General features: G+C 61.0%; 21 protein-coding genes. 14 read left to right on the top strand and 7 right to left on the bottom strand.

The features are described 5' to 3' along the window. Together garD and BLW22_RS01630 are read left to right on the top strand one after the other, a co-directional pair. A complete protein-coding gene (gene garD, locus BLW22_RS01625) occupies positions 1 to 1,554 on the top strand; it encodes a galactarate dehydratase (protein WP_065924307.1) in 1,554 nt (517 codons plus the stop codon). 214 nt (positions 1,555 to 1,768) lie between these two features. Further along, a complete protein-coding gene (locus tag BLW22_RS01630; RefSeq protein WP_027604833.1) occupies positions 1,769 to 2,710 on the top strand; it encodes an AEC family transporter in 942 nt (313 codons plus the stop codon). On the opposite strand, the gene BLW22_RS01635 is transcribed toward BLW22_RS01630, so the two are convergent. Genes BLW22_RS01635 through BLW22_RS01645 form a run of 3 tightly spaced genes read right to left on the bottom strand, consistent with a single transcriptional unit; the run spans position 2,707 to position 4,560 of the window. Next, positions 2,707 to 3,087, bottom strand: coding sequence for a carboxymuconolactone decarboxylase family protein (locus BLW22_RS01635; protein WP_065924306.1), 381 nt, complete (start codon positions 3,085 to 3,087; stop codon positions 2,707 to 2,709). The two genes, BLW22_RS01630 and BLW22_RS01635, sit on opposite strands and share 4 nt — an antisense overlap. Then, complete coding sequence (locus BLW22_RS01640; RefSeq protein WP_065924305.1) at positions 3,084 to 4,130, bottom strand: calcium/sodium antiporter; 1,047 nt, start codon at positions 4,128 to 4,130, stop codon at positions 3,084 to 3,086. The genes BLW22_RS01635 and BLW22_RS01640 overlap by 4 nt, the downstream gene beginning before the upstream one ends. Positions 4,131 to 4,188: 58 nt before the next feature. After that, the gene (locus tag BLW22_RS01645; protein ID WP_065924304.1) at positions 4,189 to 4,560 is read right to left on the bottom strand and encodes a septal ring lytic transglycosylase RlpA family protein; all 372 of its coding nucleotides are present in this window, start codon (positions 4,558 to 4,560) and stop codon (positions 4,189 to 4,191) included. Between the two features lie 126 nt (positions 4,561 to 4,686). Here BLW22_RS01645 and BLW22_RS01650 point away from each other — a divergent pair, with 126 nt between their 5' ends. Continuing rightward, the gene (locus BLW22_RS01650) at positions 4,687 to 5,835 is read left to right on the top strand and encodes an integrase core domain-containing protein (RefSeq protein ID WP_065924691.1); all 1,149 of its coding nucleotides are present in this window, start codon (positions 4,687 to 4,689) and stop codon (positions 5,833 to 5,835) included. 164 nt (positions 5,836 to 5,999) lie between these two features. Here the strand turns inward: BLW22_RS01650 and gatB are convergent, their stop codons facing one another. From gatB to gatC, 3 genes are read right to left on the bottom strand one after another with little or no spacing between them, the layout of a single operon-like run. Then, complete coding sequence (gene gatB / locus BLW22_RS01655) at positions 6,000 to 7,445, bottom strand: Asp-tRNA(Asn)/Glu-tRNA(Gln) amidotransferase subunit GatB (protein ID WP_065924303.1); 1,446 nt, start codon at positions 7,443 to 7,445, stop codon at positions 6,000 to 6,002. 10 nt (positions 7,446 to 7,455) lie between these two features. Beyond that, positions 7,456 to 8,907 carry an Asp-tRNA(Asn)/Glu-tRNA(Gln) amidotransferase subunit GatA gene (gene gatA, locus BLW22_RS01660; protein ID WP_074843898.1) on the bottom strand — a complete coding sequence of 484 codons (1,452 nt, stop codon included), beginning with the start codon at positions 8,905 to 8,907 and terminating at the stop codon, positions 7,456 to 7,458. Between the two features lie 16 nt (positions 8,908 to 8,923). Then, on the bottom strand, positions 8,924 to 9,211 hold the full coding sequence (gene gatC, locus BLW22_RS01665) for an Asp-tRNA(Asn)/Glu-tRNA(Gln) amidotransferase subunit GatC (protein ID WP_003171764.1): 288 nt from the start codon (positions 9,209 to 9,211) through the stop codon (positions 8,924 to 8,926). A gap of 210 nt (positions 9,212 to 9,421) precedes the next feature. On the opposite strand from gatC, the gene mreB reads away from it, so the two are divergent. The 8 genes from mreB (at position 9,422) to tldD (ending at position 20,632) form a co-directional block, all read left to right on the top strand. Continuing rightward, positions 9,422 to 10,459, top strand: coding sequence for a rod shape-determining protein MreB (gene mreB, locus BLW22_RS01670; RefSeq protein ID WP_002555108.1), 1,038 nt, complete (start codon positions 9,422 to 9,424; stop codon positions 10,457 to 10,459). A gap of 138 nt (positions 10,460 to 10,597) precedes the next feature. Further along, the gene (gene mreC / locus BLW22_RS01675; RefSeq protein WP_074843900.1) at positions 10,598 to 11,719 is read left to right on the top strand and encodes a rod shape-determining protein MreC; all 1,122 of its coding nucleotides are present in this window, start codon (positions 10,598 to 10,600) and stop codon (positions 11,717 to 11,719) included. Beyond that, positions 11,719 to 12,207 (top strand): rod shape-determining protein MreD, encoded by a 489-nt coding sequence (mreD, locus tag BLW22_RS01680; RefSeq protein ID WP_027604826.1) that lies wholly within the window; start codon positions 11,719 to 11,721, stop codon positions 12,205 to 12,207. The genes mreC and mreD overlap by 1 nt, the downstream gene beginning before the upstream one ends. Before the next feature lie 51 nt (positions 12,208 to 12,258). After that, positions 12,259 to 12,855, top strand: coding sequence for a Maf family protein (locus BLW22_RS01685; RefSeq protein WP_027604825.1), 597 nt, complete (start codon positions 12,259 to 12,261; stop codon positions 12,853 to 12,855). Positions 12,856 to 12,926: 71 nt separating this feature from the next. Next, on the top strand, positions 12,927 to 14,384 hold the full coding sequence (gene rng / locus BLW22_RS01690) for a ribonuclease G (RefSeq protein WP_010213134.1): 1,458 nt from the start codon (positions 12,927 to 12,929) through the stop codon (positions 14,382 to 14,384). Positions 14,385 to 14,460: 76 nt separating this feature from the next. Beyond that, the gene (locus BLW22_RS01695) at positions 14,461 to 18,276 is read left to right on the top strand and encodes a YhdP family protein (protein ID WP_074843902.1); all 3,816 of its coding nucleotides are present in this window, start codon (positions 14,461 to 14,463) and stop codon (positions 18,274 to 18,276) included. 48 nt (positions 18,277 to 18,324) lie between these two features. After that, entirely contained in the window at positions 18,325 to 19,173 is an 849-nt protein-coding gene (locus tag BLW22_RS01700; protein ID WP_065924299.1) for a carbon-nitrogen hydrolase family protein, read from the top strand. 16 nt (positions 19,174 to 19,189) lie between these two features. Continuing rightward, a complete protein-coding gene (gene tldD, locus BLW22_RS01705; protein WP_065924298.1) occupies positions 19,190 to 20,632 on the top strand; it encodes a metalloprotease TldD in 1,443 nt (480 codons plus the stop codon). A gap of 44 nt (positions 20,633 to 20,676) precedes the next feature. On the opposite strand, the gene yjgA is transcribed toward tldD, so the two are convergent. Next, positions 20,677 to 21,198, bottom strand: a complete 522-nt coding sequence (gene yjgA, locus BLW22_RS01710) for a ribosome biogenesis factor YjgA (protein ID WP_017138246.1) — start codon at positions 21,196 to 21,198, stop codon at positions 20,677 to 20,679. A 108-nt stretch (positions 21,199 to 21,306) separates the two neighbouring features. On the opposite strand from yjgA, the gene pmbA reads away from it, so the two are divergent. From pmbA to BLW22_RS01725, 3 genes are all read left to right on the top strand, one after another. Then, the gene (gene pmbA, locus BLW22_RS01715) at positions 21,307 to 22,653 is read left to right on the top strand and encodes a metalloprotease PmbA (protein WP_074843904.1); all 1,347 of its coding nucleotides are present in this window, start codon (positions 21,307 to 21,309) and stop codon (positions 22,651 to 22,653) included. A 147-nt stretch (positions 22,654 to 22,800) separates the two neighbouring features. Beyond that, complete coding sequence (locus BLW22_RS01720; protein WP_027604820.1) at positions 22,801 to 23,196, top strand: hypothetical protein; 396 nt, start codon at positions 22,801 to 22,803, stop codon at positions 23,194 to 23,196. Further along, entirely contained in the window at positions 23,189 to 24,565 is a 1,377-nt protein-coding gene (locus BLW22_RS01725) for a class II fumarate hydratase (protein WP_065947116.1), read from the top strand. Before BLW22_RS01720 ends, BLW22_RS01725 begins: the two co-directional genes overlap by 8 nt. Positions 24,566 to 24,580 lie beyond the last annotated feature (15 nt).

The raw sequence follows: 24,580 nt of genomic DNA on the forward strand, positions 1-24,580 counted from the left end.
ATGCAGTTGATTGAACATGCCGACTCGCCGCGCTCCATCCGCCTGCACGAGCGCGACAACGTAGTGATCGTGGTCAACGACCAGGGCGTACCGGCCGGGACCGAGTTCCCGGACGGCCTGGTGACCGTGGATTTCATCCCCCAGAGCCACAAAGTGACCCTGGAAGACATCCCCGAAGGCGGTCAGATTATTCGCTACGGACAGACCATCGGTTACGCCCTGGCGCCGATTCCGCGCGGCAGTTGGGTCCAGGAAGATCAACTGCGCATGCCCACCGCGCCACCGCTGGACAGCTTGCCGCTGTCCACCGAGGTGCCTGAAGCCCAGGCACCGTTGGAGGGGTTTACCTTCGAGGGCTATCGCAACGCCGACGGTACCGTGGGCACGCGCAATATCCTCGGCATCACCACCACGGTGCAGTGTGTGACGGGCGTGCTGGACCATGCGGTCAAGCGCATCAAGGACGAATTGCTGCCCAAGTACCCTCACGTCGATGACGTGGTGGCGCTGACCCACAGCTACGGCTGCGGGGTAGCGATCACCGCGACGGATGCCTACATCCCGATCCGTACCGTGCGTAACCTGGCGCGCAACCCGAACCTGGGCGGCGAAGCCCTGGTGATCAGCCTGGGCTGCGAGAAATTGCAGGCCGGGCAGGTGATGCATGACAACGACAGCTCCGTCGACCTCAGCGAGCCGTGGCTGTATCGGTTGCAGGATTCCAGCCATGGCTTTACCGAGATGATCGAGCAGATCATGGACTTGGCCGAAGTGCGCCTGAAGAAGCTCGACCAGCGTCGCCGGGAAACCGTGCCGGCGTCCGAGTTGATCCTGGGCATGCAGTGCGGCGGCAGTGATGCGTTTTCCGGCATCACCGCCAACCCGGCGCTGGGCTATGCCTCGGATTTGTTGCTGCGGGCCGGGGCGACGGTGATGTTTTCCGAAGTCACCGAAGTGCGGGATGCCATTTACCTGCTGACTTCGCGCGCAGAGACGAAGGAAGTTGCCGAAGAGTTGGTCAGGGAAATGGACTGGTACGACCGTTACCTGGCCAAGGGTGAAGCGGATCGCAGTGCCAACACCACGCCAGGAAACAAGAAGGGTGGGCTGTCGAACATTGTCGAGAAGTCCCTGGGCTCCATCGTCAAGTCCGGCAGCAGCGCGATCAACGGCGTGCTGGGCCCGGGCGAGCGCTTCAAGAGCAAGGGCCTGATCTTCTGCGCGACACCGGCCAGTGATTTTGTCTGCGGCACCCTGCAACTGGCGGCGGGGATGAACCTGCATGTGTTCACCACCGGGCGTGGTACCCCTTACGGGCTGGCGATGGCCCCGGTGGTGAAGGTCTCGACGCGTACGGAGCTGGCGCAGCGCTGGCCGGACCTCATCGATATCGACGCCGGGCGCATTGCCACCGGGCGCGCGACCATCGAGGAGTTGGGCTGGGAGTTGTTCCACTTCTACCTGGACGTGGCCAGCGGTAAGAAGCAGACCTGGGCGGAACATCACAAGCTGCATAACGACATCACCTTGTTCAACCCGGCGCCGATTACCTGATTGTGGTGAGCGGGCTTGCCCCGCGCTGGGTGGCGAAGCCGCCCTAAACTCAGGACTTTCAACTCTAACTGAAGGAACTCAGTGCCTGAGATGGGGCGGCTTCGCCACCCAGCGCGGGGCAAGCCCGCTCACTACAGGGATCTGGACCAGACTAACCGGGTTGTAGTGGCTTATCATTAGCCACCTGACGACGCTCACCAAGGTTCTCCCCGGCATGCTGGCTATTTTCCTCACCACCCTCACCATCACTGCGCCGGTATTCGCCATGCTGTTCCTGGGTGTGCTGCTCAAGCGCATCAACTGGATCAACGACAACTTTATCCACACGGCTTCGTCCCTGGTGTTCAACGTCACCATGCCGGCGCTGCTGTTCCTCGGCATCCTCCACGCCGACCTGCACTCGGCGCTCAAGCCGGGGTTGCTGATCTATTTTGCCGTCGCCACGCTGCTGAGCTTTGCCCTGGCCTGGGGCTGGGCGATTTTTCGCTGCAAGCGTGAAGACCGAGGCATCTACACCCAGGGCGCGTTTCGCGGCAATAACGGAGTGATCGGCCTGGCCCTGGCGGCCAGCATGTACGGCGACTACGGCATTTCCCTCGGCGCGATCCTCGCGGCGCTGGTGATCCTGTTCTACAACACCCTGTCGACCATTGTGCTGGCGGTGTACAGCCCGGTGATCAAGTCCGACCCGTGGAGCATCTGCAAAAGTGTGGTAGCCAATCCGCTGATCATCAGCGTGATCGTGGCGGCGCCGTTCGCGTATTTTCAGATTGGCCTGCCGGGCTGGCTGGAAAAATCCATGCAGTACCTGGCGGACACCACCTTGCCGCTGGCATTGATCTGCATTGGCGGCACCCTGTCCCTGGCGGCGCTGCGCAAGAGCGGCAATATGGCGCTGAGCGCGAGCTTGATGAAGATGGTCTGGCTGCCGGTGGTCGCGACCCTGGGCGCGTGGCTGCTGGGCTTTCGCGGGCCGGAGTTGGGGATCCTGTTCCTGTACTTCGGTGCGCCGACCGCCGCGGCGAGCTTCGTGATGGCCAGGGCGGCCGAGGGCAATCATGAACTGGCGGCGGCGATTATCGTGATCACCACGCTGATGGCGGCAGTGACCACGAATATCGGGATTTTCGTGTTGCAGGCGGGTGGCTGGATCTAGCCTTCTTTCTGATAGGTGTCGATGACTTCCTGCGCCGCCCGAAACGCATCAATCGCCGCCGGTACGCCGGCATACACCGCGCAATGCAGCAGCGCTTCGCGAATTTCCTCCACAGTACAGCCATTGTTCAACGCGCCACGCACGTGGCCCTTGAGCTCCTGGGGGCACTTGAGTGCGGTGAGGGCGGCGAGGGTGATCAGGCTGCGCGTCTTCAGCGGCAAGCCTTCGCGGGTCCACACGCTGCCCCAGGCATGTTCGTTGACGAAGTCCTGCAGCGGCTGGGTGAATTCGGTGGCGTTGCCCAGGGCGCGGTCGACGAACACATCGCCCATCACCTGGCGACGCATTTCAACCCCGGGCTTTTTCTGATCGGTCATTGCGATTCCCTCTTGTGTTGGCGGCGCCAGGCTCGCAGCGTGCTGAACAACAGGAAAGCCACCAGCACTGGCAGGACGTAATACAGCATCAGTTGTTCAAGCTTGTTGGCCAGGGGCATGCCGGTGGTGAACGACATCACGTGCAGCCCATACGCCAGGTACAGGCCCAGCAGTACCAGGCCTTCGGCGCGGGTGACGCGGTAGCCGGTATAAAACACCGGCAGGCACAGCACCACCACGCCGAGCATCACCGGCAGGTCAAAGTCCAGGGCGTTGGGCGACACCGACAGCGGCGAAGGCGCGAGCAACGCGGTCAGCCCCAGTACGCCCAGCAGGTTGAACAGGTTGCTGCCGATCACGTTGCCCACGGCAATTTCCCGCTGGCCGCGCAGGGCGGCAATCAGTGAGGTGGCCAGGCAGGGCAGTGACGTGCCGACGCCGATCAGCGTAAGGCCGATGATGCGCTCCGACAGGCCCAGGTCAGCCGCCACATCCACCGCCGCGCCGAGCAGCAAGTGCCCGGCCAGCACGAGGATCAACAACCCGCCGAGCATCTGCAGCACACTGCTCAGCCACGGCGCCCGGGCGACGGTATCCAGGGTGCGCGGGCGGCGCGAATGGCGGGTCTGGTAATGCAGCACGCCGAGGTAGGCCAGCAGGGCAATCAGCAGCAGCAGGCCATCGACCGGCGTCAGTTCTTCATTGGCCGCCAGGGTAAACACCAGCAGTCCGGCGAGGATCATCACCGGAATATCCAGGCGCACCAGCTGCCGTGAGACGCGCAGGGGGATGATCAGCGCCGACAGGCCCAGGGTCACGAGGATGTTGAAGATGCTGCTGCCGATCACGCTGCCCACGGCAATGTCGGTATTGCCGGCCAGGGTGGCCTGCAGGCTGACGGTCATCTGGGGCGCGCTGCTGCCGAAGGCGACGACCGTAAGACCGATGATCAGCGGCCGCACCTTGAGGCTGGCGGCCAGGCGCACGGCGGCGCGCACCAGGATCTCGGCGCCGAGGATCAGCAGCACCAGGCCGCTGACCAGTTCGAGCAGGCTCCAGGGCGAGAGGGCGGTTAATCCGAAAATGACCAGGGCTCCGTCTTCAATTGCTCAGGGCTTGCACGCGAACCCGCGCAGTGCCGCTGCCCAGCATACCCAGTTGCTCGGCCGCCTTGCGTGATAGATCGATCAAGCGCCCACGGGTATGCGGGCCGCGATCGTTGATGCGGACCACGACGGATTTGTCGTTGTCGAGATTGGTGACCTTGACCTGGGTGCCGAAGGGCAGTCGCCGGTGGGCGGCGGTCAGGGCGTTCTGGTTGAAGGGTTCACCGCTGGCGGTTTTCTTGCCATGGTGCCTGGCGCCGTAATAAGAGGCGGTGCCGGTTTCGTCGTAGCCGTTGGGGTCGATGAGGCCGCTGGCGCAGCCGGCCAGCAGTGAGAACAGAGCCCATAGGCCTAATAGACGCTTCATTATCAAGGTGCCCCCATCACAAATGTGGGAGGGGGCTTGCCCCGGTACAAACCGGGGACATCGTTTACATTTCTAACCGGGGACATGGTTTACAGGCTAATACGCATGATCAGGAGGTAACTGATCATGCCCTGGAACCAAGAGTCCCCCATGAATCAAAGAATCAAGCTGGTAGCTGATTGGCTTTCTGGCAACTTCACCAAAAGCCAGTTGGCACGCCGCTTTGACGTTAGCCGACCTACCGTCGATAAGTGGATTGCCCGGCACGACGGCGATTTGAGGTCTTTATCCGAACTGTCCCGGCGACCTCACAACAGCCCAAATAAAACCGACGACGAGATTTTGGCCCGTGTAGTCGCGATGAAGGAGGCTCACGATAAATGGGGGCCGAAAAAGCTTCTCGAGCTATTACGGCTGGAAGATCCCTCCGTCACCTGGCCCTCTCCAAGTACGGCCGGTCAATGGCTTGACCGACTTGGGCTCGTCAAAAAGCGGCGCTTCAAACGCCGACACAGCATTTCCCACGCACAAATGCGAAAGGCCGACGAACCTAACAAGACGTGGTGTGCTGACTACAAAGGGCAGTTCAAGATGCTTAATGCTCAGATGTGCTTCCCTTTGACCGTCACAGACCATGCGTCGCGGCTGATTTTAGCGTGCAGGGCCCATCCCAAGATCATGACCCAGCCTGTAAAACAGGCCTTTGAGAGGCTTTTTCAGGAGTACGGCATGCCGGAAGTTATCCGTTCGGACAACGGGGTACCGTTCGCCTCTCCTGGCCTGGCAAGAATATCCACACTGGCAGTTTGGTGGATTCGGCTGGGTATTTATCCCGAGCGAACCATGCCGGGAAGACCCGCCCAGAATGGTCGCCATGAACGAATGCACCGTAGCTTGAAACTTGAGTTGCCCTTAGGGAAAAACTTAGTCGAGCAGCAGCTTTTGCTGGAGCATTTCAGGCATGAGTTTAATTACGTACGCCCTCACGAAGCGCTCGGCATGAAACGTCCAGGAGACTTGTATGTGCCGTCCACCCGAATTTATCCAGGATGCTTGCCCGATGTGGAATATCCGGCAGAAATGAAAGTTCGAAGCGTCAGGCAGGACGGATCGATCAAGTGGAACGGCAAGTTGGTATTTATCAGCGAGGCGCTGTCCGGGGAAAGGATAGGGCTCAAAGAAGCTGAAGATGAAGCTTGGGATTTGTACCTGTGTGATTATCCCTTGGGGAGGCTTGGACGAGGTATGACCCGCGTCCAGGCCTCAAATGTGTAAACGATGTCCCCGGTTTCAGATGTAAACGATGTCTACGGTTCTACACCCCGATAGCGGTGATTCAGTCAAAACAGCAGTGACTGACACTCTGCTATCGGGGGCAAGCCCCCTCCCACAGGGAGTCCGAGTCAGGCATGAAGTCTCGCCCGGACCATTCATCGCAATCAGCCTTCGAGCTTGCTTTTCAGCAGTTCGTTCACCTGTTGCGGGTTGGCCTTGCCTTTGGAGGCTTTCATCGCCTGGCCGACAAAGAAACCGAACATCTTGCCGCGCTTGGCTTCGTCTGCCGCACGGTACTGTTCGACCTGCTCGGCGTTGGCCGCCAGCATTTCATCCAGCACGGCCGAGATGGCGCCGCTGTCGGTGACTTGCTTGAGACCGCGTTTCTCGATGATCTCGTCGGCGCTGCCTTCACCGCTGGCCATGGCTTCGAACACGGTCTTGGCGATTTTGCCGGAGATGGTGTTGTCCTTGATGCGCAGCAGCATGCCGCCCAATTGCTCGGCCGACACCGGTGCTTCGTCGATCTCCAGGCCCTGTTTGTTCAGCAGGCTGCCCAGCTCGACCATCACCCAGTTGGCCGCCAGCTTGGCGTCACCGGCAATGCTCACGACCTTTTCGAAGTAGTCGGCTTGCTCACGGCTCGAAGCCAGCACGCTGGCATCGTAGATCGACAGGCCGAACTGCGCCTGGAAGCGCTCGCGTTTTTGCGGCGGCAACTCCGGCAGGGTGGCGCGGATGTCATTGAGGAACGAATCCTCAAGCACCACCGGTAACAGGTCCGGATCGGGGAAGTAACGGTAGTCGTTGGCTTCCTCTTTGCTGCGCATGGCGCGGGTTTCGTCTTTGTTCGGGTCGTACAGGCGCGTTTGCTGGATCACCTTGCCGCCGTCCTCGATCAATTCGATCTGGCGCCGCACTTCGGTGTTGATCGCTTTCTCGATAAAGCGGAACGAGTTGACGTTCTTGATCTCGCAGCGAGTGCCGTACTCGGCCTGGCCTTTTGGCCGCACCGACACGTTGCAGTCGCAACGCAGCGAGCCTTCGGCCATGTTGCCGTCACAGATGCCCAGGTAACGCACCAGCGCGTGGATGGTCTTGACGTAGGCCACGGCTTCCTTGGCGCTGCGCATGTCCGGCTCGGACACGATCTCCAGCAGCGGGGTGCCGGCACGGTTCAGGTCGATACCGGTGGCACCGTTGAACTCTTCGTGCAGGCTCTTGCCGGCGTCTTCTTCCAGGTGCGCACGGGTGACGCCGACACGCTTGATGGTGCCGTCTTCCAGCGGGATGTCCAGGTAGCCCTTGCCGACGATCGGCAATTCCATCTGGCTGATCTGGTAGCCCTTGGGCAGGTCCGGGTAGAAGTAGTTCTTGCGCGCGAACACGTTGTGCTGGCCGATCTCGGCGTCAATCGCCAGGCCGAACATCACCGCCATGCGCACGGCTTCCTGGTTCAGCACCGGCAGTACGCCAGGCATGCCCAGGTCTACCAGGCTGGCCTGGGTGTTGGGCTCGGAGCCGAACGTGGTGGCGCTACCGGAGAAAATCTTCGATTGGGTGGCGAGCTGGGTATGAATCTCCAGCCCGATCACAACTTCCCATTGCATAGTGTTCTCCTCAGAAGCCGGTAGGGGTGCGAGTGTGCCAGTCGGTGTTCAACTGGTACTGGTGCGCCACATTGAGCAGGCGGCCTTCCTGGAAGTACGGGGCGAGCAATTGCACGCCCACCGGCAGGCCATCGACGAAACCGGCAGGCATGGACAAGCCCGGCAGGCCCGCGAGGTTGGCGGTGATGGTGTAGAGGTCTTCCAGGTACTCGGCAATCGGGTCGCCGGTCTTGGCGCCGATCTTCCAGGCCGGGTTCGGCGTGGTTGGGCCGAGGATCACGTCGACTTCTTCAAAGGCAGCCATGAAGTCGTTCTTGATCAGGCGTCGGATCTTTTGCGCCTTGAGGTAGTACGCGTCGTAATAGCCGGCGGACAGGGCGTAGGCACCGACCATGATCCGGCGTTGCACTTCGGCACCGAAGCCTTCGCCACGGGAGCGTTTGTACAGGTCGGTCAGGTCCTTCGGGTTCTCGCAGCGGTAGCCGAAGCGCACGCCGTCGAAACGCGACAGGTTGGAAGAGGCTTCTGCCGGCGCGATCACGTAGTAGGCAGGAATCGCATGCTGGTTGTTCGGCAGGCTGATTTCCTTGATCACGGCGCCGAGCTTTTCCAGCTCCTTGACGCTGTTGTGCACCAATTCGGCAATGCACGGGTCGAGACCGGCGCTGAAGTATTCCTTCGGCACGCCGATGCGCAGGCCCTTGAGCGAAGCATTGAGGCTGGCGCTGTAGTCCGGCACCGGTTCATCGATGCTGGTGGAGTCCTGGGCGTCGAAGCCTGCCATGCCTTGTAACAAAATCGCGCAGTCTTCGGCCGTGCGGGCCAGTGGGCCGCCCTGATCGAGGCTGGAGGCGTAGGCGATCATGCCCCAGCGGGAAACCCGACCGTAGGTCGGCTTCAGGCCGGTGAGGTTGGTGAAGGCCGCCGGCTGGCGGATCGAGCCGCCGGTGTCGGTGGCCGTGGCGGCTGGCAGGAAGCGCGCGGCAACGGCCGCAGCCGAACCACCGGATGAACCGCCGGGCACGTGTTCCAGGTTCCATGGGTTCTTCACCGCGCCGTAGTAGCTCGACTCGTTGGCCGACCCCATGGCGAATTCGTCCATGTTGGTCTTGCCCAGGGTCACGGCCCCGGCAGCGGCCAGCTTGGCGACCACGGTGGCGTCGTAGGGCGCCTTGAAGTTGTCGAGCATCTTCGAGCCGCAGCTGGTGCGCACGCCCTGGGTGCAGAACAGGTCCTTGTGGGCGATCGGTGCGCCCAGCAGGGCACCGTTTTCACCGTTGGCGCGGCGTACATCCGCGGCCTTGGCCTGGCTCAGGGCCAGCTCTTCGGTGAGGCTGATGAAGCTGTTGACCTTGGGGTCCAGCTCGGCGATGCGCGCAAGCAGGGTCTTGGTCAGCTCTTCGGAGGAAAACTTTTTGTCGGCGAGACCGCGGGCGATCTCGGCCAGAGTCATGTGATGCATGAAAGGCTCTTTCCCTTTAGTCGATGACTTTCGGAACCAGGTACAGGCCGTTTTCGACCGCTGGCGCGATGGACTGGTAGGCCTCGCGATTATTGCGCTCGGTCACGACGTCTGCGCGCAGGCGCTGGCTGGCTTCCAGCGGGTGAGCCAGGGGCTCGATGCCGTCGGTATTCACGGCCTGCATTTGGTCAACCAGCCCGAGAATGCTGTTCAGGGCTGCGGTGGTCTGTGGAAGATCGGCTTCATTCAGGCCAAGCGAGGCCAGATGAGCGATTTTTTCCACGTCGGAGCGTTCAAGCGCCATGGGAATCTCCAGTGGAAAACAGAACGGAGGCTGTCCGTGTGTTAGATTGTCGGAACACTACCGCATTTCTACGGTCTTACGGCCGCGATTGTGGGGGTTGGTGCACAGAAAGTCGGCCAATTTAGCACATTGGCGCCTTGCCCAAAATCCCTGTCGTTGTTAGAGTTTGCCGCACTTTTTTACCCACGCGTTGCCTAGGGTCCTTTCCCCATGTTCAAGAAACTGCGTGGCATGTTTTCCAGCGATCTTTCCATTGACCTGGGCACTGCCAACACCCTTATTTACGTGCGCGAGCGCGGTATCGTCCTGAATGAGCCGTCGGTTGTGGCCATTCGGACCCATGGTAATCAGAAAAGTGTCGTTGCCGTCGGCACCGAGGCCAAGCGCATGCTCGGCCGAACACCAGGCAATATTGCTGCCATTCGTCCGATGAAAGACGGCGTGATCGCCGACTTCAGCGTCTGCGAAAAGATGCTGCAGTACTTCATCAACAAGGTTCACGAAAACAGTTTCCTGCAGCCCAGCCCTCGTGTGCTGATCTGTGTTCCGTGCAAATCCACCCAGGTGGAGCGTCGTGCCATCCGTGAATCGGCCCTTGGCGCCGGTGCCCGCGAAGTGTTCCTGATCGAAGAGCCGATGGCTGCTGCGATCGGTGCCGGCCTGCCGGTTGAAGAAGCGCGCGGTTCGATGGTGGTGGATATCGGTGGTGGTACCACTGAAATCGCCCTGATTTCTCTGAACGGTGTGGTGTATGCCGAATCCGTACGTGTAGGCGGCGACCGTTTCGACGAAGCGATCATCACTTATGTACGTCGCAACTACGGCAGCCTGATCGGCGAATCCACCGCCGAGCGCATCAAGCAGGAAATCGGTACCGCTTACCCGGGCGGCGAAGTTCGCGAAGTCGATGTTCGCGGTCGCAACCTGGCCGAAGGCGTTCCACGTGCCTTCACCCTGAACTCCAATGAAGTGCTGGAAGCTCTGCAAGAGTCCCTGGCCACCATCGTTCAGGCTGTGAAGAGCGCCCTGGAGCAATCGCCGCCGGAGCTGGCTTCTGACATCGCCGAGCGAGGCCTGGTGCTGACCGGTGGTGGCGCCCTGTTGCGCGACCTCGACAAGCTGCTGGCCCAGGAAACCGGCCTGCCGGTGATCGTCGCCGAAGACCCGCTGACCTGCGTTGCCCGTGGCGGTGGTCGTGCACTGGAAATGATGGATAAACACACCATGGACCTGCTCTCCAGCGAATAAGATCGTTGGTTGCACCATGTTTCGCCCGCAGGCAGCACTTTGCAGTGCTGCCTGTTGGCGTTTATCTTCTTCAATCTGCATCCAGGCCGGTTAGATGCCGTATGAATAAAGAGAACATTTGCCTGGGAGGAGCGGCCTATTAAACCGCTTTTCGCCAAAGGCCCCTCATTGGGCGTGCGCTTATTGGTGCTGGTCGTGCTTTCGGTCGCATTGATGGTGGTCGATGCCCGCTTTGCGCTGCTCAAGCCGGTGCGTAGCCAAATGTCGCTGGTGTTGATGCAGACCTACTGGATCACCGACCTGCCGCAACGTCTCTACCAGGGCGTGGCCAGCCAATTTGGCAGCCGCACCGAACTGGTTGCCGAGAACGAAAAACTCAAGACCGAAAACCTGCTGTTGCAGGGGCGCATGCAAAAGCTGGCAGCCCTCACCGAGCAGAACGTTCGGCTGCGCGAGTTGCTTAACTCTTCTGCGTTGGTCAACGAAAAGGTCGAAGTGGCCGAGTTGATCGGCATGGACCCCAACCCCTTTACCCATCGCATCATCATCAACAAGGGTGAGCGCGACGGTGTGGTCCTTGGTCAGCCGGTACTGGATGCTCGGGGACTGATGGGGCAGGTCGTCGAGCTGATGCCCTACACCTCGCGGGTCCTGCTGCTGACGGACACCACCCACAGCATTCCGGTGCAGGTCAACCGTAACGGCTTGCGCGCGATTGCCAGCGGTACCGGTAACCCTGAGCGCCTGGAATTACGTCACGTCGCGGATACGGCCGACATCAAGGAAGGCGACCTGCTGGTCAGCTCCGGCCTGGGCCAGCGGTTCCCGGCAGGCTATCCGGTGGCAACGGTCAAGGAAGTGATCCACGATTCCGGCCAGCCCTTCGCCATTGTGCGTGCCGTGCCCACTGCCGCCCTGAACCGCAGCCGCTACCTGTTGCTGGTGTTCAGCGACAACCGTACTCCGGAAGAACGCGCCAACGACGCCGCCCAGGCCCAGGAAGCGGAAGACAAGAAGAACGGCACCGCGCCGATCATTCCTGCGACCGTGCCCAAGCCTCAGTCGACTACCCCCGTTGTACCGGCGGCAACTCCGGCAGCTACTGCGCCTGTGGCCACACCGGTCAAGCCTGCGGTCCATAGCGTGCACCCGGTGAAACCGACTGCAGCGAAACCGCCGGCCACCACGCCTGCCACTACGACGCCCGCTGCGAAGCCTCCAGCCGCAGCCCCGGCCACCACACGGCAGAGGGAGGAATAATGGCCGGTACTCATTCGAGCAATGGCTGGATCGTCTGGCTGACATTCGCCATCGGCTTGCTGCTCAGCGTTTCGCCGCTGCCGCAGTTCATGGAGATCCTGCGTCCGCTGTGGCTGGCATTGCTGCTGGCATTCTGGTCGCTGAACCTGCCGCATAAAGTGGGCATGGTCACGGCCATGTTCCTGGGCTTGGCGGAAGATGTGCTGTATGGCACCTTGCTGGGCCAGAACGCGTTGATCCTGACCCTGATCACCTTCCTGGTGCTGTCGTTGCAGCAGCGCCTGCGCATGTTCCCGATGTGGCAGCAATGCCTGGTGATCCTGGTGATCTTCGGCCTGGCGCAGTTGGTACAGTTGTGGCTCAGTGCCTTGACCGGCAACCGCCAGCCAACCCTGGCGCTGGTGTTGCCGGCCCTGGTCAGTGCGCTGTTGTGGCCGTGGATCAGCTTCGGCCTGCGTGGGTTACGTCGTCGCTATAAAATCAATTGAATGGATTGCGAGGCTCTGCCTGGTTATCGAACCCTACAGGGAGAGTCTGCAATGAATTCGCTATATCTGGCCTCGGGCTCCCCGAGGCGGCGTGAACTGCTGACCCAGATCGGTGTGCCTTTCACCGTGGTCAGCGCCGCCATTGATGAAACCCCTCTTACAAACGAAACCCCTGTTTCCTACGTCGAGCGTCTCGCTCGAGGTAAGGCCGCAGCGGGTTTTGCTGCGCTCGGGCAACGCTCGGCCGCCTGCGTCCTGGGCGCCGATACCGCAGTGATCGTGGACGGCAAGATCCTCGGCAAGCCCGTAGACCAAGCCGATGCGTTGGCGATGTTGATGGCACTGGCGGGGCGTGAACATGAAGTTCTGACTGCGATTGCCCTGACTGACGGCCAGCGCTGTGAAACCCGATGTGTAAGCAGTCGTGTACTTTTCCGTGGGATTTCTGTCGAGGAGGCTACAAGCTACTGGCACAGCGGCGAACCCCAGGACAAGGCGGGCGGCTATGCTATCCAAGGGCTTGGCTCGGTGTTTGTGGCCGGGCTCAATGGCAGCTATTCCGCCGTGGTAGGCCTGCCGGTGTGCGAAACCGCGCAACTGCTTGCCCAATTCGGCATACCCTGTTGGCAAAACCTTACCGCGCGCTGAACGCGTTACTCCAGCGCCCAGCCTTACAGCGATCGGTCACTATTGTGAAAACGCCTGAACGAGACCCAGCCATGAGTGAAGAGATTCTGATCAATATCACGCCGATGGAATCGCGCGTGGCGGTGGTAGAGAACGGTGTTCTGCAAGAAGTGCATGTCGAGCGCACCCAGAAACGCGGGATCGTCGGCAATATCTACAAGGGCAAGGTGGTGCGGGTGTTGCCGGGGATGCAGGCGGCATTTGTCGATATCGGCCTGGACCGGGCAGCATTTATCCACGCCTCGGAGATTTCCCTGCGCGAAGGGCCGGCGGTGGAAAGCATCAGTGCCTTGGTGCATGAAGGGCAGAGCCTGGTGGTGCAAGTCACCAAGGACCCCATCGGCTCCAAGGGCGCACGCCTGACCACTCAACTGTCGATTCCGTCGCGCTACCTGGTGTATATGCCGCGCACCGCCCATGTCGGCATTTCCCTGAAAATTGAAGACGAAGCCGAGCGCGAGCGCCTGAAAAAGGTGGTCAGCGATTGCGTGGCCGCTGAAGGTATCAAGGAAGCGGGCGGCTTTATCCTGCGCACCGCAGCCGAGGGCGCCGGTGCCGACGAAATCCTCATGGACATTCGCTACCTGCGGCGCCTGTGGGACCAGATCGGCGCACAGATCAAGACCATTGGCGCGCCGAGTGTGATCTACGAAGACCTGGGCCTGGCCCTGCGTACCTTGCGCGACCTGGTCAGCCCCAAGATCGAGAAAATTCGCATCGACTCGCGGGAAACCTTCCAGCGCACCACGCAATTTGTTGCCGAGCTGATGCCGGAAATTGCCGATCGCCTGGAGCATTATCCTGGCGAACGGCCGATCTTCGACCTGTATGGCGTCGAGGACGAAATCCAGAAAGCCCTGGAGCGCAAGGTGCCGCTCAAGTCCGGTGGCTACCTGGTGGTGGACCCGGCGGAAGCGATGACCACCATCGACGTCAACACCGGCGCGTTCGTAGGCCATCGCAACCTTGAAGAGACCATCTTCAAGACCAATCTCGAAGCGGCCACGGCGATTGCTCGTCAACTGCGCCTGCGTAACCTGGGCGGCATCATCATCATCGACTTCATCGACATGGAAGATGAAGAGCACCAGCGCCAGGTGCTGCGCACGCTCGAAAAACAGCTGGAGCGCGATCACGCCAAGACCAATATCATCGGCATCACCGAGCTTGGCCTGGTGCAGATGACCCGCAAGCGCACCCGCGAGAGCCTGGAGCAGGTGCTGTGCGAGCCCTGCAGCAGTTGCCAGGGCCGCGGTAAGTTGAAGACTCCGGAAACGGTTTGCTACGAGATTTTCCGGGAAATCCTCCGAGAGGCACGGGCCTACCAGGCCGAAGGTTATAGAGTGCTTGCCAACCAGAAAGTGGTCGACCGCCTGCTGGATGAAGAGTCCGGTAACGTGGCTGAGCTGGAGGGGTTTATCGGGCGTACGATTCGCTTCCAGGTCGAAACCATGTATTCCCAGGAACAATATGACGTGGTGCTGCTCTGATCCCCATTCGCTTTCTTTTTACGCGACTCGCAGACCTTGATCTGCAGTCCGACTACTGCCTTGAGGGTCGCCTGACATGGAGCGTCTGACACGCTTTTTTGCCGCTTTGACCCGTTGGGGCCTTGGGCTGTGCGCCTTGCTGCTGGTGTTGGCGGCGGTGTATGTGAGCCTGGGGCGTGAATTGACCCCGCTGGTGGCCGAATACCGCGCGGAAATCGAAGCCAAGGCCCAGGCTGCGGTGGACATGCCTGTGCACATCGGCAGCCTTGAAGGCCGCTGGAGCGGTTTTGCGCCCGTGTTGCTGGCCCACGACGTAATGGTCGGCGAGGGCAGCAGTGCCTTGCGCCTGGACCAGGTCGAAGTGGTGCCGGACATGTGGGCCAGCCTGACGGCGCGCGAAGTGCGTATTGCGCACCTGGAAGTCAGTGGCCTGCAACTGAGCGCCAAGGAAGACAAGGACGGCCATTGGGCGCTGCAAGGCTTGCCGATACAGGACGACCAGCCGCTGGACCCGGAGCAATTGCTCAAGCGCATGCAGATGGTCAAGCGCGTATCGCTGCTCGACAGCCAGGTCACCCTGCAACCGTTCGACCAGGCGCCGCTGACCCTGACGTATGTGGGCTTGAGCCTGCACACGGGCGTCACCCGCCAGCGCCTGGACGCTCGCCTGACCTTGCCCGACGGCCAGCCCCTGGCCCTGAGCCTGCGCAGCCGCATTCGCGCGAGCCAGTGGAAGGACGCGGAAGTCGAGGCCTACCTGAGCCTGCCGCAGAGCGACTGGGCCAAGTGGATCCCCGCCAGGCTGACCCAGCAGTGGAAACTCACGCAGTTCAAGGCCGGCGGTGAGTTCTGGCTGAACTGGGGTAAAGGCACGGTGCAAAGTGCGGTCGTGCGCCTCAACTCGCCGCAGGTGAAGGGCAGCTACGCCGAACGCAAGCCGGTGCATATCGAAAACCTCGCACTCACGGCCTATCTGCAACGCAGCGATACCGGCTTGAAGGTGTTGTTTGATTCCCTGGCGATGAACCTGGGCGAGACCCGATGGGAATCGCGCCTGCAATTGCAACAGACCCTGGCGACCGACAAGGACCAGGAAGCCTGGAAGCTGCAGGCTGACCGCCTTGACCTGACCCCCATCACACCGTTGCTCAACGCCCTGGCGCCGCTGCCGGAAGGTGTCGCCAAGACCGTCGAGCACCTGAAGGCCACCGGCCTGCTGCGTAATGTGCTGGTGGATTTCCGTCCTCAAGACACCACCGATCAAAAAGTCAGCTTTGCCGCCAACCTGGAACGGGTCGGGTTTGACGCCTACTTCGGTGCGCCGGCCGCACGCAACGTTTCCGGCAGCATCAGCGGCGACCTGGGCCAGGGCGAGTTGCGCATGGACAGCAAGGATTTTTCCCTGCACCTCGATCCGATTTTCGCCAAGCCCTGGCAATACCTCCAGGCCAATGCACGCCTGACGTGGAAGTTGGATAAACAAGGCTTCACCCTGATCGCCCCGTATATCAAGGTGCTGGGGGAAGAGGGCAAGATCGCCGCCGATTTCCTGATTCGCCTGCATTTCGACCATAGCCAGGAAGACTATATGGACCTGCGGGTCGGTATGGTCGATGGCGATGGACGCTTTACCCCTAAATACCTGCCGGCCGTACTGAGCCCCGCGTTGGATGAGTGGCTGCGCACGGCAATTCTCAAGGGCGCGGTGGACCAGGGGTTCTTCCAGTACCAGGGCTCGCTGAACCACGACGCATTGCCGGCCGCGCGCAATATCAGCCTGTTCTTCAAGGTGCATGACGCCGAACTGGCGTTCCAGCCGGGTTGGCCCCATGTGAACAAGGTCAATGGTGAAGTGTTTGTCGAAGAGACGGGCGTACGCATCCTGGCCAGCAAGGGGCAGTTGCTCGACACCAAGGTCAAGGACGTCTACGTCAATATTCCCCACGCGCCGTCCGGCAAGGAAAGCCATCTGCTGCTTACCGGTGGTTTTGCCGGTGGCCTGGGTGATGGGCTGAAGATTCTCCAGGAAGCGCCAATTGGTACGGCCTCCACCTTCGCCGGCTGGAAAGGCGAGGGAGACCTGCAGGGCTCGCTGGATCTGGACGTTCCGCTGGTCAAGGGCATCGAGCCCAGGATCGTGGTGGATTTCCAGACTGACAAGGCACGCCTGCAATTGGCGGAACCGCCTCTGGACCTGACGCAGCTCAAGGGTAATTTCCGCTTCGATAGCGCCAAGGGCTTGAGCGGCGAAAAGATTACCGCCCAGGCATTTGACCGGCCGATCACCGCGCAGATCTTTGCCGATGGCAAGCCAGGCAATATCAGCACCCGTGTCGCTGCCAAGGGGCAGGTGACGGTCAAGCGTCTGACGGATTGGTTGAAAGTCAGTCAGCCGTTGCCGGTGTCCGGTGATATTTCGTATCAGTTACAGCTCAACCTGGACGGTGCCGACAGCCAACTGATGGTCAGCTCCAACCTCAAGGGCGTTGCGGTGGACTTGCCGGCGCCGTTCGGCATGCCGGCCAGCCAGGGACGTGACAGCGTATTCCGCATGACCTTGCAGGGGGCTGAGCGCCGCTACTGGTTTGATTACGGTGAGTTGGCCAACTTCACCTTTGCCGCGCCGCCGGACAAACTCAATGACGGCCGTGGCGAGTTGTTCCTTGGCGATGGCGATGCCGTGCTGCCAGGCGCCAAGGGTTTGCGCATCCGTGGCGTACTCTCGGAGCTGGATATCGACCCGTGGAAAAAACTGGTGAACCAGTATGCTGGCAATGACCCAGGTGGCAGTGCCAAGCAGCTGCTGAGCGGTGCCGAATTCAAGATTGGCAAGCTCACCGGCCCGGGTACCCAGTTCGATCAGGTTAACCTGCAGTTGGATCGAAAGCCCGCTGCCTGGGGCTTACAGTTCGACAGCCAGCAGGCCAAGGGGGCGGTGAACCTGCCGGATGCCAAGGGCGCGCCGATTGCGGTCAACCTGCAATACGTGAAGCTGCCGGCGGTGGACCCGACGGTACAGGCTGATGAAAATGCACCGGACCCGTTGGCCAGTATCGATCCCAAGGATATTCCGGCGCTGGATATCGCCATTGACCAGCTGTTCCAGGGGCCGGACCTGATTGGCGCCTGGTCACTCAAGATCCGGCCAACGGCCAAAGGCCTGGCCTTCAATACGCTGGACCTGGGCCTCAAGGGCATGCAACTCAAGGGCGCCGGCGGATGGGAAGGTGTCCCGGGTGACAGCAGCAGTTGGTACAAGGGGCGCCTGGACGGCAAGAACATCGCCGATGTACTCAAAGGCTGGGGCTATGCGCCCACGGTCACCAGCGAGGATTTCCACCTGGATGTGGATGGGCGGTGGCCGGGTTCGCCGGCCTGGGTCGGGCCTAAACGTTTCTCCGGCAGCCTGGATGCGACGTTCCGTAAAGGTCAGTTTGTCGAGGTGGAAGGTGGCGCCCAGGCGCTGCGGGTATTCGGCCTGCTCAACTTCAACTCCATCGGGCGCCGCCTGCGCCTGGACTTCTCCGACCTGCTGGGCAAGGGCTTGAGTTATGACCGGGTCAAGGGCCAATTGGTCGCCAGCAATGGCGTGTTCGTGACGCGCGAGCCGATCACCATGACCGGCCCGTCGAGCAACCTGGAGCTCAACGGCACCCTGGACCTGGTGGCTGACCGTGTCGATGCGAAGTTGCTGGTGACGTTGCCGGTGACCAACAACCTGCCGATTGCCGCGCTGATCGTGGGCGCGCCGGCGATTGGTGGCGCACTGTTCCTGATCGACAAGCTGATCGGTGACCGTGTTTCGCGTTTCGCCAGCGTGCAATACAAGGTGGAAGGCCCATGGAAGGATCCAAAAATCACCTTCGACAAGCCCTTTGAAAAACCAAACTGAGAGCCTGTGGAGTAGCATGGCCCCATGCCTTTTACGGAGTATCGGCCCATGTCCTTTGCAGTAATCCAAATGGTCAGTCAGAGCGATGTGCTGGCCAACCTGGTCCAGGCCCGGCGCTTGTTGGAACAAGCGGCGGCCGGCGGTGCGAAGCTGGCGGTGCTGCCGGAAAACTTTGCCGCCATGGGCCGCCGCGACGTGGCGGATATCGGCCGCGCCGAGGCGCTGGGTGAAGGTCCGATCCTGCCATGGTTGAAACAGACCGCCCGCGACCTCACCTTATGGATAGTGGCTGGCACACTGCCGTTGCCGCCCAAGGATCAACCGCACGCCAAATCCAATGCCTGCTCGCTGCTGATCGATGATCGCGGCGAAGTCGTCGCCCGTTACGACAAGCTGCATTTGTTTGATGTGGACGTGGCGGACGCCCGGGGTCGCTATCGGGAGTCCGATGACTATGCTTTCGGGAGTAACGTGGTGGTGGCGGATACGCCGGTCGGCCGTTTGGGCCTGACGGTGTGCTACGACTTGCGCTTCCCCGAGCTGTACAGCGAGCTGCGCGCGGCGGGGGCTGAATTGATTACTGCGCCCTCGGCCTTTACCGCCGTGACCGGTGCCGCCCACTGGGATGTGCTGATTCGTGCACGGGCCATCGAAACCCAGTGTTACCTGCTGGCGGCCGCCCAGGGCGGTGTGCATCCAGGGCCACGGGAAACCTATGGTCATGCGGCGATCGTCGACCCATGGGGCCAGGTGCTGGCACAACAGGATCAAGGCGAAGCGGTGTTGCTGGCCGAACGCGATAGCAGTGAACAGGCGTCGATACGGGCGCGCATGCCGGTGGTCAACCATCGGCGCTTTTTCTCGCAGGGCGCCCAGCGGCCTGCTTCAGAACGATGAATTTAAGGCCAAACCTATGAGCGAGTTGTTGTCCTCAGTCAGTGAACACCTCCTGGCACCCGGTGGCGTGACCATCGAAAGCTTGCAAACCGTGCTCGGCGATCTGGCCGGGCCAGGCATCGATGCCGCCGACCTGTATTTCCAGGGGCAGATCTCCGAGTCCTGGGCCCTGGAAGATGGCATCGTCAAGGAAGGCAGTTTCAATCTTGACCAAGGTGTAGGCGTCCGCGCGCAATCAGGTGAAAAGACCGGTTTTGCCTACAGTAACGCGATCACCCTGGAGGCGTTGGGCCTGGCCGCACGTGCTGCGCGTTCGATCTCCCGTGCCGGTCAACATGGCACGGTACAGGCGTTCAGTACCCAGGACGTGGCGCAGTTGTATGCGCCGGACAACCCCCTGGAAGTGATCAGCCGCGCGGAAAAGGTCGAGTTGCTCAAGCGTATCGATGCGGCCACTCGCGCTCTGGACCCGCGTATCCAGCAGGTCTCCGTGAGCATGGCCGGTGTGTGGGAACGCATCCTGGTGGCGTCCACCGACGGGGGGCTGGCGGCGGACGTACGGCCGCTGGTGCGTTTCAATGTCAGCGTGATCGTCGAGCAGAACGGCCGCCGCGAGCGTGGCGGCCACGGCGGCGGCGGGCGTACCGACTACCGTTACTTCCTCACCGACGACCGTGCCATGGGCTATGCCCGTGAGGCTTTGCGCCAGGCGTTGGTGAACCTGGAAGCCATTCCTGCGCCGGCCGGCACGCTGCCGGTGGTGTTGGGCTCGGGCTGGTCCGGCGTATTGCTGCACGAGGCCGTGGGCCATGGCCTGGAAGGCGATTTCAACCGCAAGGGCAGTTCCGCCTACAGCGGGCGCATGGGCGAGATGGTTGCGTCCAAGCTCTGCACCATTGTCGATGATGGCACCCTGGCCGGTCGCCGCGGCTCGCTGAGCGTCGATGATGAAGGCACGCCGACCGAATGCACCACCTTGATTGAAAACGGTGTGCTCAAGGGCTACATGCAGGACAAGCTCAATGCCCGCCTGATGGGCGTTGCGCGCACCGGTAATGGCCGTCGCGAATCTTATGCGCACCTGCCGATGCCACGCATGACCAACACCTACATGCTCGGTGGCGAAAGCGACCCGGCGGAGATCATCGCCTCGGTGAAGCGTGGCATCTACTGCGCCAACCTCGGCGGCGGCCAGGTGGATATCACCAGCGGCAAGTTCGTGTTCTCTACCAGCGAGGCATACCTGATCGAAGACGGCAGGATTACCGCGCCGGTCAAAGGGGCAACGTTGATTGGCAATGGCCCGGAAGCCATGAGCAAGGTGTCGATGGTCGGCAATGACCTGGCCCTGGACAGTGGTGTGGGCATGTGCGGGAAGGATGGGCAGTCGGTGCCGGTAGGGGTCGGCCAGCCAACGCTGAAAATTGATGCGATCACCGTGGGTGGCACGGGGTCGTAAGGGGGGAGCTTCGGGTGGCGAAGACCGCCACCCGGGGAAGGGCATCAACGCAGGCCGCGTTGAGTCTCGTCCAGCTCACGGATGTATTTGAAGATTTTACGGCTGGTGGCCGGCGCCTTGTTATGCGCCTGCTCGTGCTGGGCCTGACGGATCAGGGAGCGCAGTTGCTGGCGGTCCGCGTCCGGGTAGTCCAGCACGAATTTCTCCAGCACCGCGTCATCGCCCGAGATCAGGCGGTCACGCCAACGTTCCAGGTTATGGAAACGTTCGTTGTACTGGCGAGTGGAGGCATCGGTTTGATCAAGCAAGGCGAGAATGGCGTCAGTGTCCTGATCGCGCATCAGCTTGCCGATAAACATGATGTGTCGTTTACGCGCGATATTCGCGGTGTGCTTGGGTGCGTCCGCAAGCGCCCGGCGCATTTCGTCGGTCAGTGGCAGTTTTGCAATCAAGTCTTTCTTGAGCGTTGTAAGGCGCTCGCCCAGGTCAACCAGAGCATGCAGCTCACGTTTGACCTGGGTTTTGCTTTTCTCCCCATCGAGGGAGTCGTCGTAAGAATCAACCATGGTGGCAGTCCGTAAAGAAACGCCGCCATGATAACCAGTCGGGGGCCGCTTGTCCGGCCCGGTCGCTCGATGGCCTTAGCCGAAAGCAGAATTTGAGTGGAGAAAACCATGAGTGCAGCCCAAAGCGTCGGTCCGCAAGCGTTACCGGCCCTGCAGGAACAAGTCGAGCAGATCCTTGCCGAGGCCAAGCGCCAGGGGGCCAGTGCCTGTGAAGTGGCGGTGTCGCTGGAGCAGGGGTTGTCGACGTCGGTACGTCAACGGGAAGTGGAAACCGTCGAATTCAACCGTGACCAAGGCTTTGGCATCACCTTGTATGTGGGGCAGCGCAAAGGTTCGGCCAGTACGTCGGCCAGCGGTCCGGAGGCCATACGCGAAACGGTTGCCGCGGCATTGGCGATTGCCCAGCACACTTCCGAGGATGAAAGCTCGGGCTTGGCCGATAAGGCGCTGATGGCCAAGGACTTGAAGGATTTCGATCTGTTCCATGCCTGGGACATCACGCCCGAACGGGCCATCGAGCTGGCGCTGACCTGCGAAGCGGCGGCGTTCGATGCCGATGCCCGCATCAAGAACGCCGATGGCACCACGTTGAACACGCATCAGGGCTGTCGCGTCTACGGCAACAGCCACGGGTTTATCGGCGGGTATGCGTCCACGCGCCATAGTCTGAGCTGCGTGATGATCGCCGAGGCCAATGGCCAGATGCAGCGTGATTACTGGTACGACGTAAGTCGTCAGGGTGAGTTGCTGGCAGACCCGGTCAGCATTGGTCAGCGTGCCGCACAACGTGCCGCGAGCCGCCTGGGCGCGCGCCCGGTGCCGACGTGTGAAGTGCCTGTACTGTTTTCGGCGGAGCTGGCAGGCGGTCTGTTTGGCAGTTTCCTGGGGGCCATTTCTGGCGGCAACCTGTATCGCAAGTCTTCGTTCCTTGAAGGGGCGATTGGCCAGACGTTGTTTCCCGATTGGCTGACCATTGATGAGCGTCCGCACTTGATGCGGGCCATGGGCAGTTCGGCGTTCGATGGGGACGGCCTGGCCACGTATGCCAAGCCGTTCGTCGAAAACGGGGAGCTGGTGTCTTACGTACTCGGCACCTACTCAGGCCGCAAACTCGGCCTGCCAAGCACTGCCAACGCCGGTGGCGTGCATAACCTGTTCGTGACCCATGGCGATGAAGACCAGGCGGGGCTGTTGCGTCGCATGGGACGTGGTCTGTTGGTGACCGAATTGATGGGCCATGGCCTGAATATGGTCACTGGGGATTATTCCCGTGGCGCGGCGGGCTTCTGGGTGGAAAACGGTGAGATTCAGTTCGCCGTCCAGGAAGTGACCATCGCCGGCAATATGCGCGATATGTTCAAGCAGATCGTTGCCGTGGGAAATGACCTGGAGCTGCGCAGCAATATTCGCACAGGCTCGGTGCTGATCGAGCGGATGACTGTCGCAGGCAGCTAATCCCGCTACAGCGGCACAAAAAGGCGCGCCCTCTTACGGAGGGCGCGCCTTTTTTGTGGCCGTGTTTCAGGGGGATTGAGGTGCTACTCTTGTTTTGATTCTCAATATCATTTAATAATAAATATCATTACCGGATGAGTGTGGATCATGAGTTCTGTCCTGCATGAGGATCCTTACCTGGAAAGCTGGCGCTGGATGAGTCGCCAGATTCGCTGTGGTCTGGATCCCAATGAGCCTCGCCTGATCGAACATTACCTCAATGAGGGCCGATACCTGGCGTGCTGTACCGCGACCCATCCGTGGACCATCGCTGAAACCTCATTCCGCCTGCTGATCGACACCGCCAGCGATATCGCACTGCCGTGGCATTGGCGATCCCTGTGTCTGGATCAAGCCTGGCGCCCACTGCGCGACCTGGAAAAACTCTCTCACTGTGCGTGCCGCCTCAAGCGCTGGCAGACCTTTGCCTGGCAATTGGCGACCTGCGAACTGCTTCCCTCCATTTCCGTTTCTGACCTGGTGCAAGGATCTTCCGATGAGTAACACCCGTATCGAACGCGACAGCATGGGCGAACTGCAAGTCCCCGCCGAGGCCTTGTACGGTGCGCAAACCCAGCGCGCGGTGAACAACTTTCCGATCAGCCACCAACGCATGCCGGCGCAATTCATTCGCGCACTGATCCTGGCCAAGGCGGCGGCTGCCAAGGTCAACGTCGACCTCAAGCAGATCAGTGAAGGGCAGGGCAAAGCCATCGTCGATGCCGCCCAAGGCTTGCTCGAAGGCGATTACATGCGGCACTTCCCGGTGGATATCTTCCAGACCGGTTCCGGCACCAGTTCGAATATGAATGCCAACGAAGTGATTGCGACGCTCGCCAGCCGCTTGCTCGGCGAAGCGGTCAATCCCAACGATCATGTGAACTGCGGCCAAAGCAGCAACGACATCATTCCGACCACCATCCATGTCAGTGCTGCGCTGGTGCTGCACGAGCAAACGCTGCCGGCCCTGCTGCACCTGGTGCAGGTGATCGAGCAGAAAGCCGAAGAGGTTCACCCATTCATCAAGACCGGCCGCACGCACCTGATGGACGCCATGCCCGTGCGCATGAGCCAGGTGCTCAATGGTTGGGCCCAGCAACTCAAGGCCAACATCGGCCATCTGCAAGATTTGCTGCCGAGCCTGCAGGCTTTGGCCCAGGGCGGTACGGCGGTGGGCACCGGGATCAACGCGCACCCGGAATTCGCCGCGCGTTTCAGTCAACAGCTCAGTAGCCTGGCGGGTGTGAAATTCACCCCCGGCAAGAACCTGTTCGCGCTGATCGGCTCCCAGGACACTGCTGTCGCCGTCTCCGGCCAGTTGAAAGCCACCGCCGTATCGCTGATGAAAATTGCCAATGACCTGCGCTGGATGAACTCCGGCCCGCTGGCCGGCCTGGGGGAAATCGAACTGGAGGGCCTGCAGCCGGGGTCTTCGATCATGCCAGGCAAGGTCAATCCAGTGATTCCGGAAGCGACCGCCATGGTCGCTGCACAAGTCATCGGCAATGACACGGTGATCACCGTTGCCGGCCAATCCGGCAACTTCGAATTAAACGTGATGTTGCCGATCATTGCCCAGAACCTGCTCAGCAGCCTCGAGTTGCTGGCCAATTCCAGCCGTCTGCTGGCAGACAAGGCCATCGCCAGCTTCAAGGTCAACGAAGCCAAGCTCAAGGAAGCGCTGTCGCGCAACCCGATCCTGGTCACCGCACTCAACCCGATCATTGGTTACCAAAAGGCCGCTGAGATTGCCAAGAAAGCTTATCAGCAGGGCCGTCCGGTGATTGAGGTGGCCCTTGAGCACACCGACCTGCCCCGTAGCCAACTGGAAGTCCTGTTGGATCCGGAAAAACTCACGGCTGGCGGCGTGTAATCACCGACCCTGCTT

This window comes from Pseudomonas marginalis, assembly GCF_900105325.1.
GTDB classification, from domain to species: domain Bacteria; phylum Pseudomonadota; class Gammaproteobacteria; order Pseudomonadales; family Pseudomonadaceae; genus Aquipseudomonas; species Aquipseudomonas marginalis.

Excerpts from the sequence above, each read along its gene's own strand:
- BLW22_RS01695 (WP_074843902.1), top strand. The coding sequence starts at position 14,461 with ATGGAGCGTCTGACACGCTTTTTTGCCGCTTTGACCCGTTGGGGCCTT.
- yjgA (WP_017138246.1), bottom strand. The coding sequence starts at position 21,198 with ATGGTTGATTCTTACGACGACTCCCTCGATGGGGAGAAAAGCAAAACC.
- BLW22_RS01650 (WP_065924691.1), top strand. The coding sequence starts at position 4,687 with ATGCCCTGGAACCAAGAGTCCCCCATGAATCAAAGAATCAAGCTGGTA.
- garD (WP_065924307.1), top strand. The coding sequence starts at position 1 with ATGCAGTTGATTGAACATGCCGACTCGCCGCGCTCCATCCGCCTGCAC.
- rng (WP_010213134.1), top strand. The coding sequence starts at position 12,927 with ATGAGTGAAGAGATTCTGATCAATATCACGCCGATGGAATCGCGCGTG.
- BLW22_RS01645 (WP_065924304.1), bottom strand. The coding sequence starts at position 4,560 with ATGAAGCGTCTATTAGGCCTATGGGCTCTGTTCTCACTGCTGGCCGGC.
- BLW22_RS01635 (WP_065924306.1), bottom strand. The coding sequence starts at position 3,087 with ATGACCGATCAGAAAAAGCCCGGGGTTGAAATGCGTCGCCAGGTGATG.
- BLW22_RS01725 (WP_065947116.1), top strand. The coding sequence starts at position 23,189 with ATGAGTAACACCCGTATCGAACGCGACAGCATGGGCGAACTGCAAGTC.
- tldD (WP_065924298.1), top strand. The coding sequence starts at position 19,190 with ATGAGCGAGTTGTTGTCCTCAGTCAGTGAACACCTCCTGGCACCCGGT.
- BLW22_RS01720 (WP_027604820.1), top strand. The coding sequence starts at position 22,801 with ATGAGTTCTGTCCTGCATGAGGATCCTTACCTGGAAAGCTGGCGCTGG.
- BLW22_RS01700 (WP_065924299.1), top strand. The coding sequence starts at position 18,325 with ATGTCCTTTGCAGTAATCCAAATGGTCAGTCAGAGCGATGTGCTGGCC.
- BLW22_RS01685 (WP_027604825.1), top strand. The coding sequence starts at position 12,259 with ATGAATTCGCTATATCTGGCCTCGGGCTCCCCGAGGCGGCGTGAACTG.
- gatA (WP_074843898.1), bottom strand. The coding sequence starts at position 8,907 with ATGCATCACATGACTCTGGCCGAGATCGCCCGCGGTCTCGCCGACAAA.
- BLW22_RS01630 (WP_027604833.1), top strand. The coding sequence starts at position 1,769 with ATGCTGGCTATTTTCCTCACCACCCTCACCATCACTGCGCCGGTATTC.
- gatC (WP_003171764.1), bottom strand. The coding sequence starts at position 9,211 with ATGGCGCTTGAACGCTCCGACGTGGAAAAAATCGCTCATCTGGCCTCG.
- mreD (WP_027604826.1), top strand. The coding sequence starts at position 11,719 with ATGGCCGGTACTCATTCGAGCAATGGCTGGATCGTCTGGCTGACATTC.
- mreB (WP_002555108.1), top strand. The coding sequence starts at position 9,422 with ATGTTCAAGAAACTGCGTGGCATGTTTTCCAGCGATCTTTCCATTGAC.
- gatB (WP_065924303.1), bottom strand. The coding sequence starts at position 7,445 with ATGCAATGGGAAGTTGTGATCGGGCTGGAGATTCATACCCAGCTCGCC.
- pmbA (WP_074843904.1), top strand. The coding sequence starts at position 21,307 with ATGAGTGCAGCCCAAAGCGTCGGTCCGCAAGCGTTACCGGCCCTGCAG.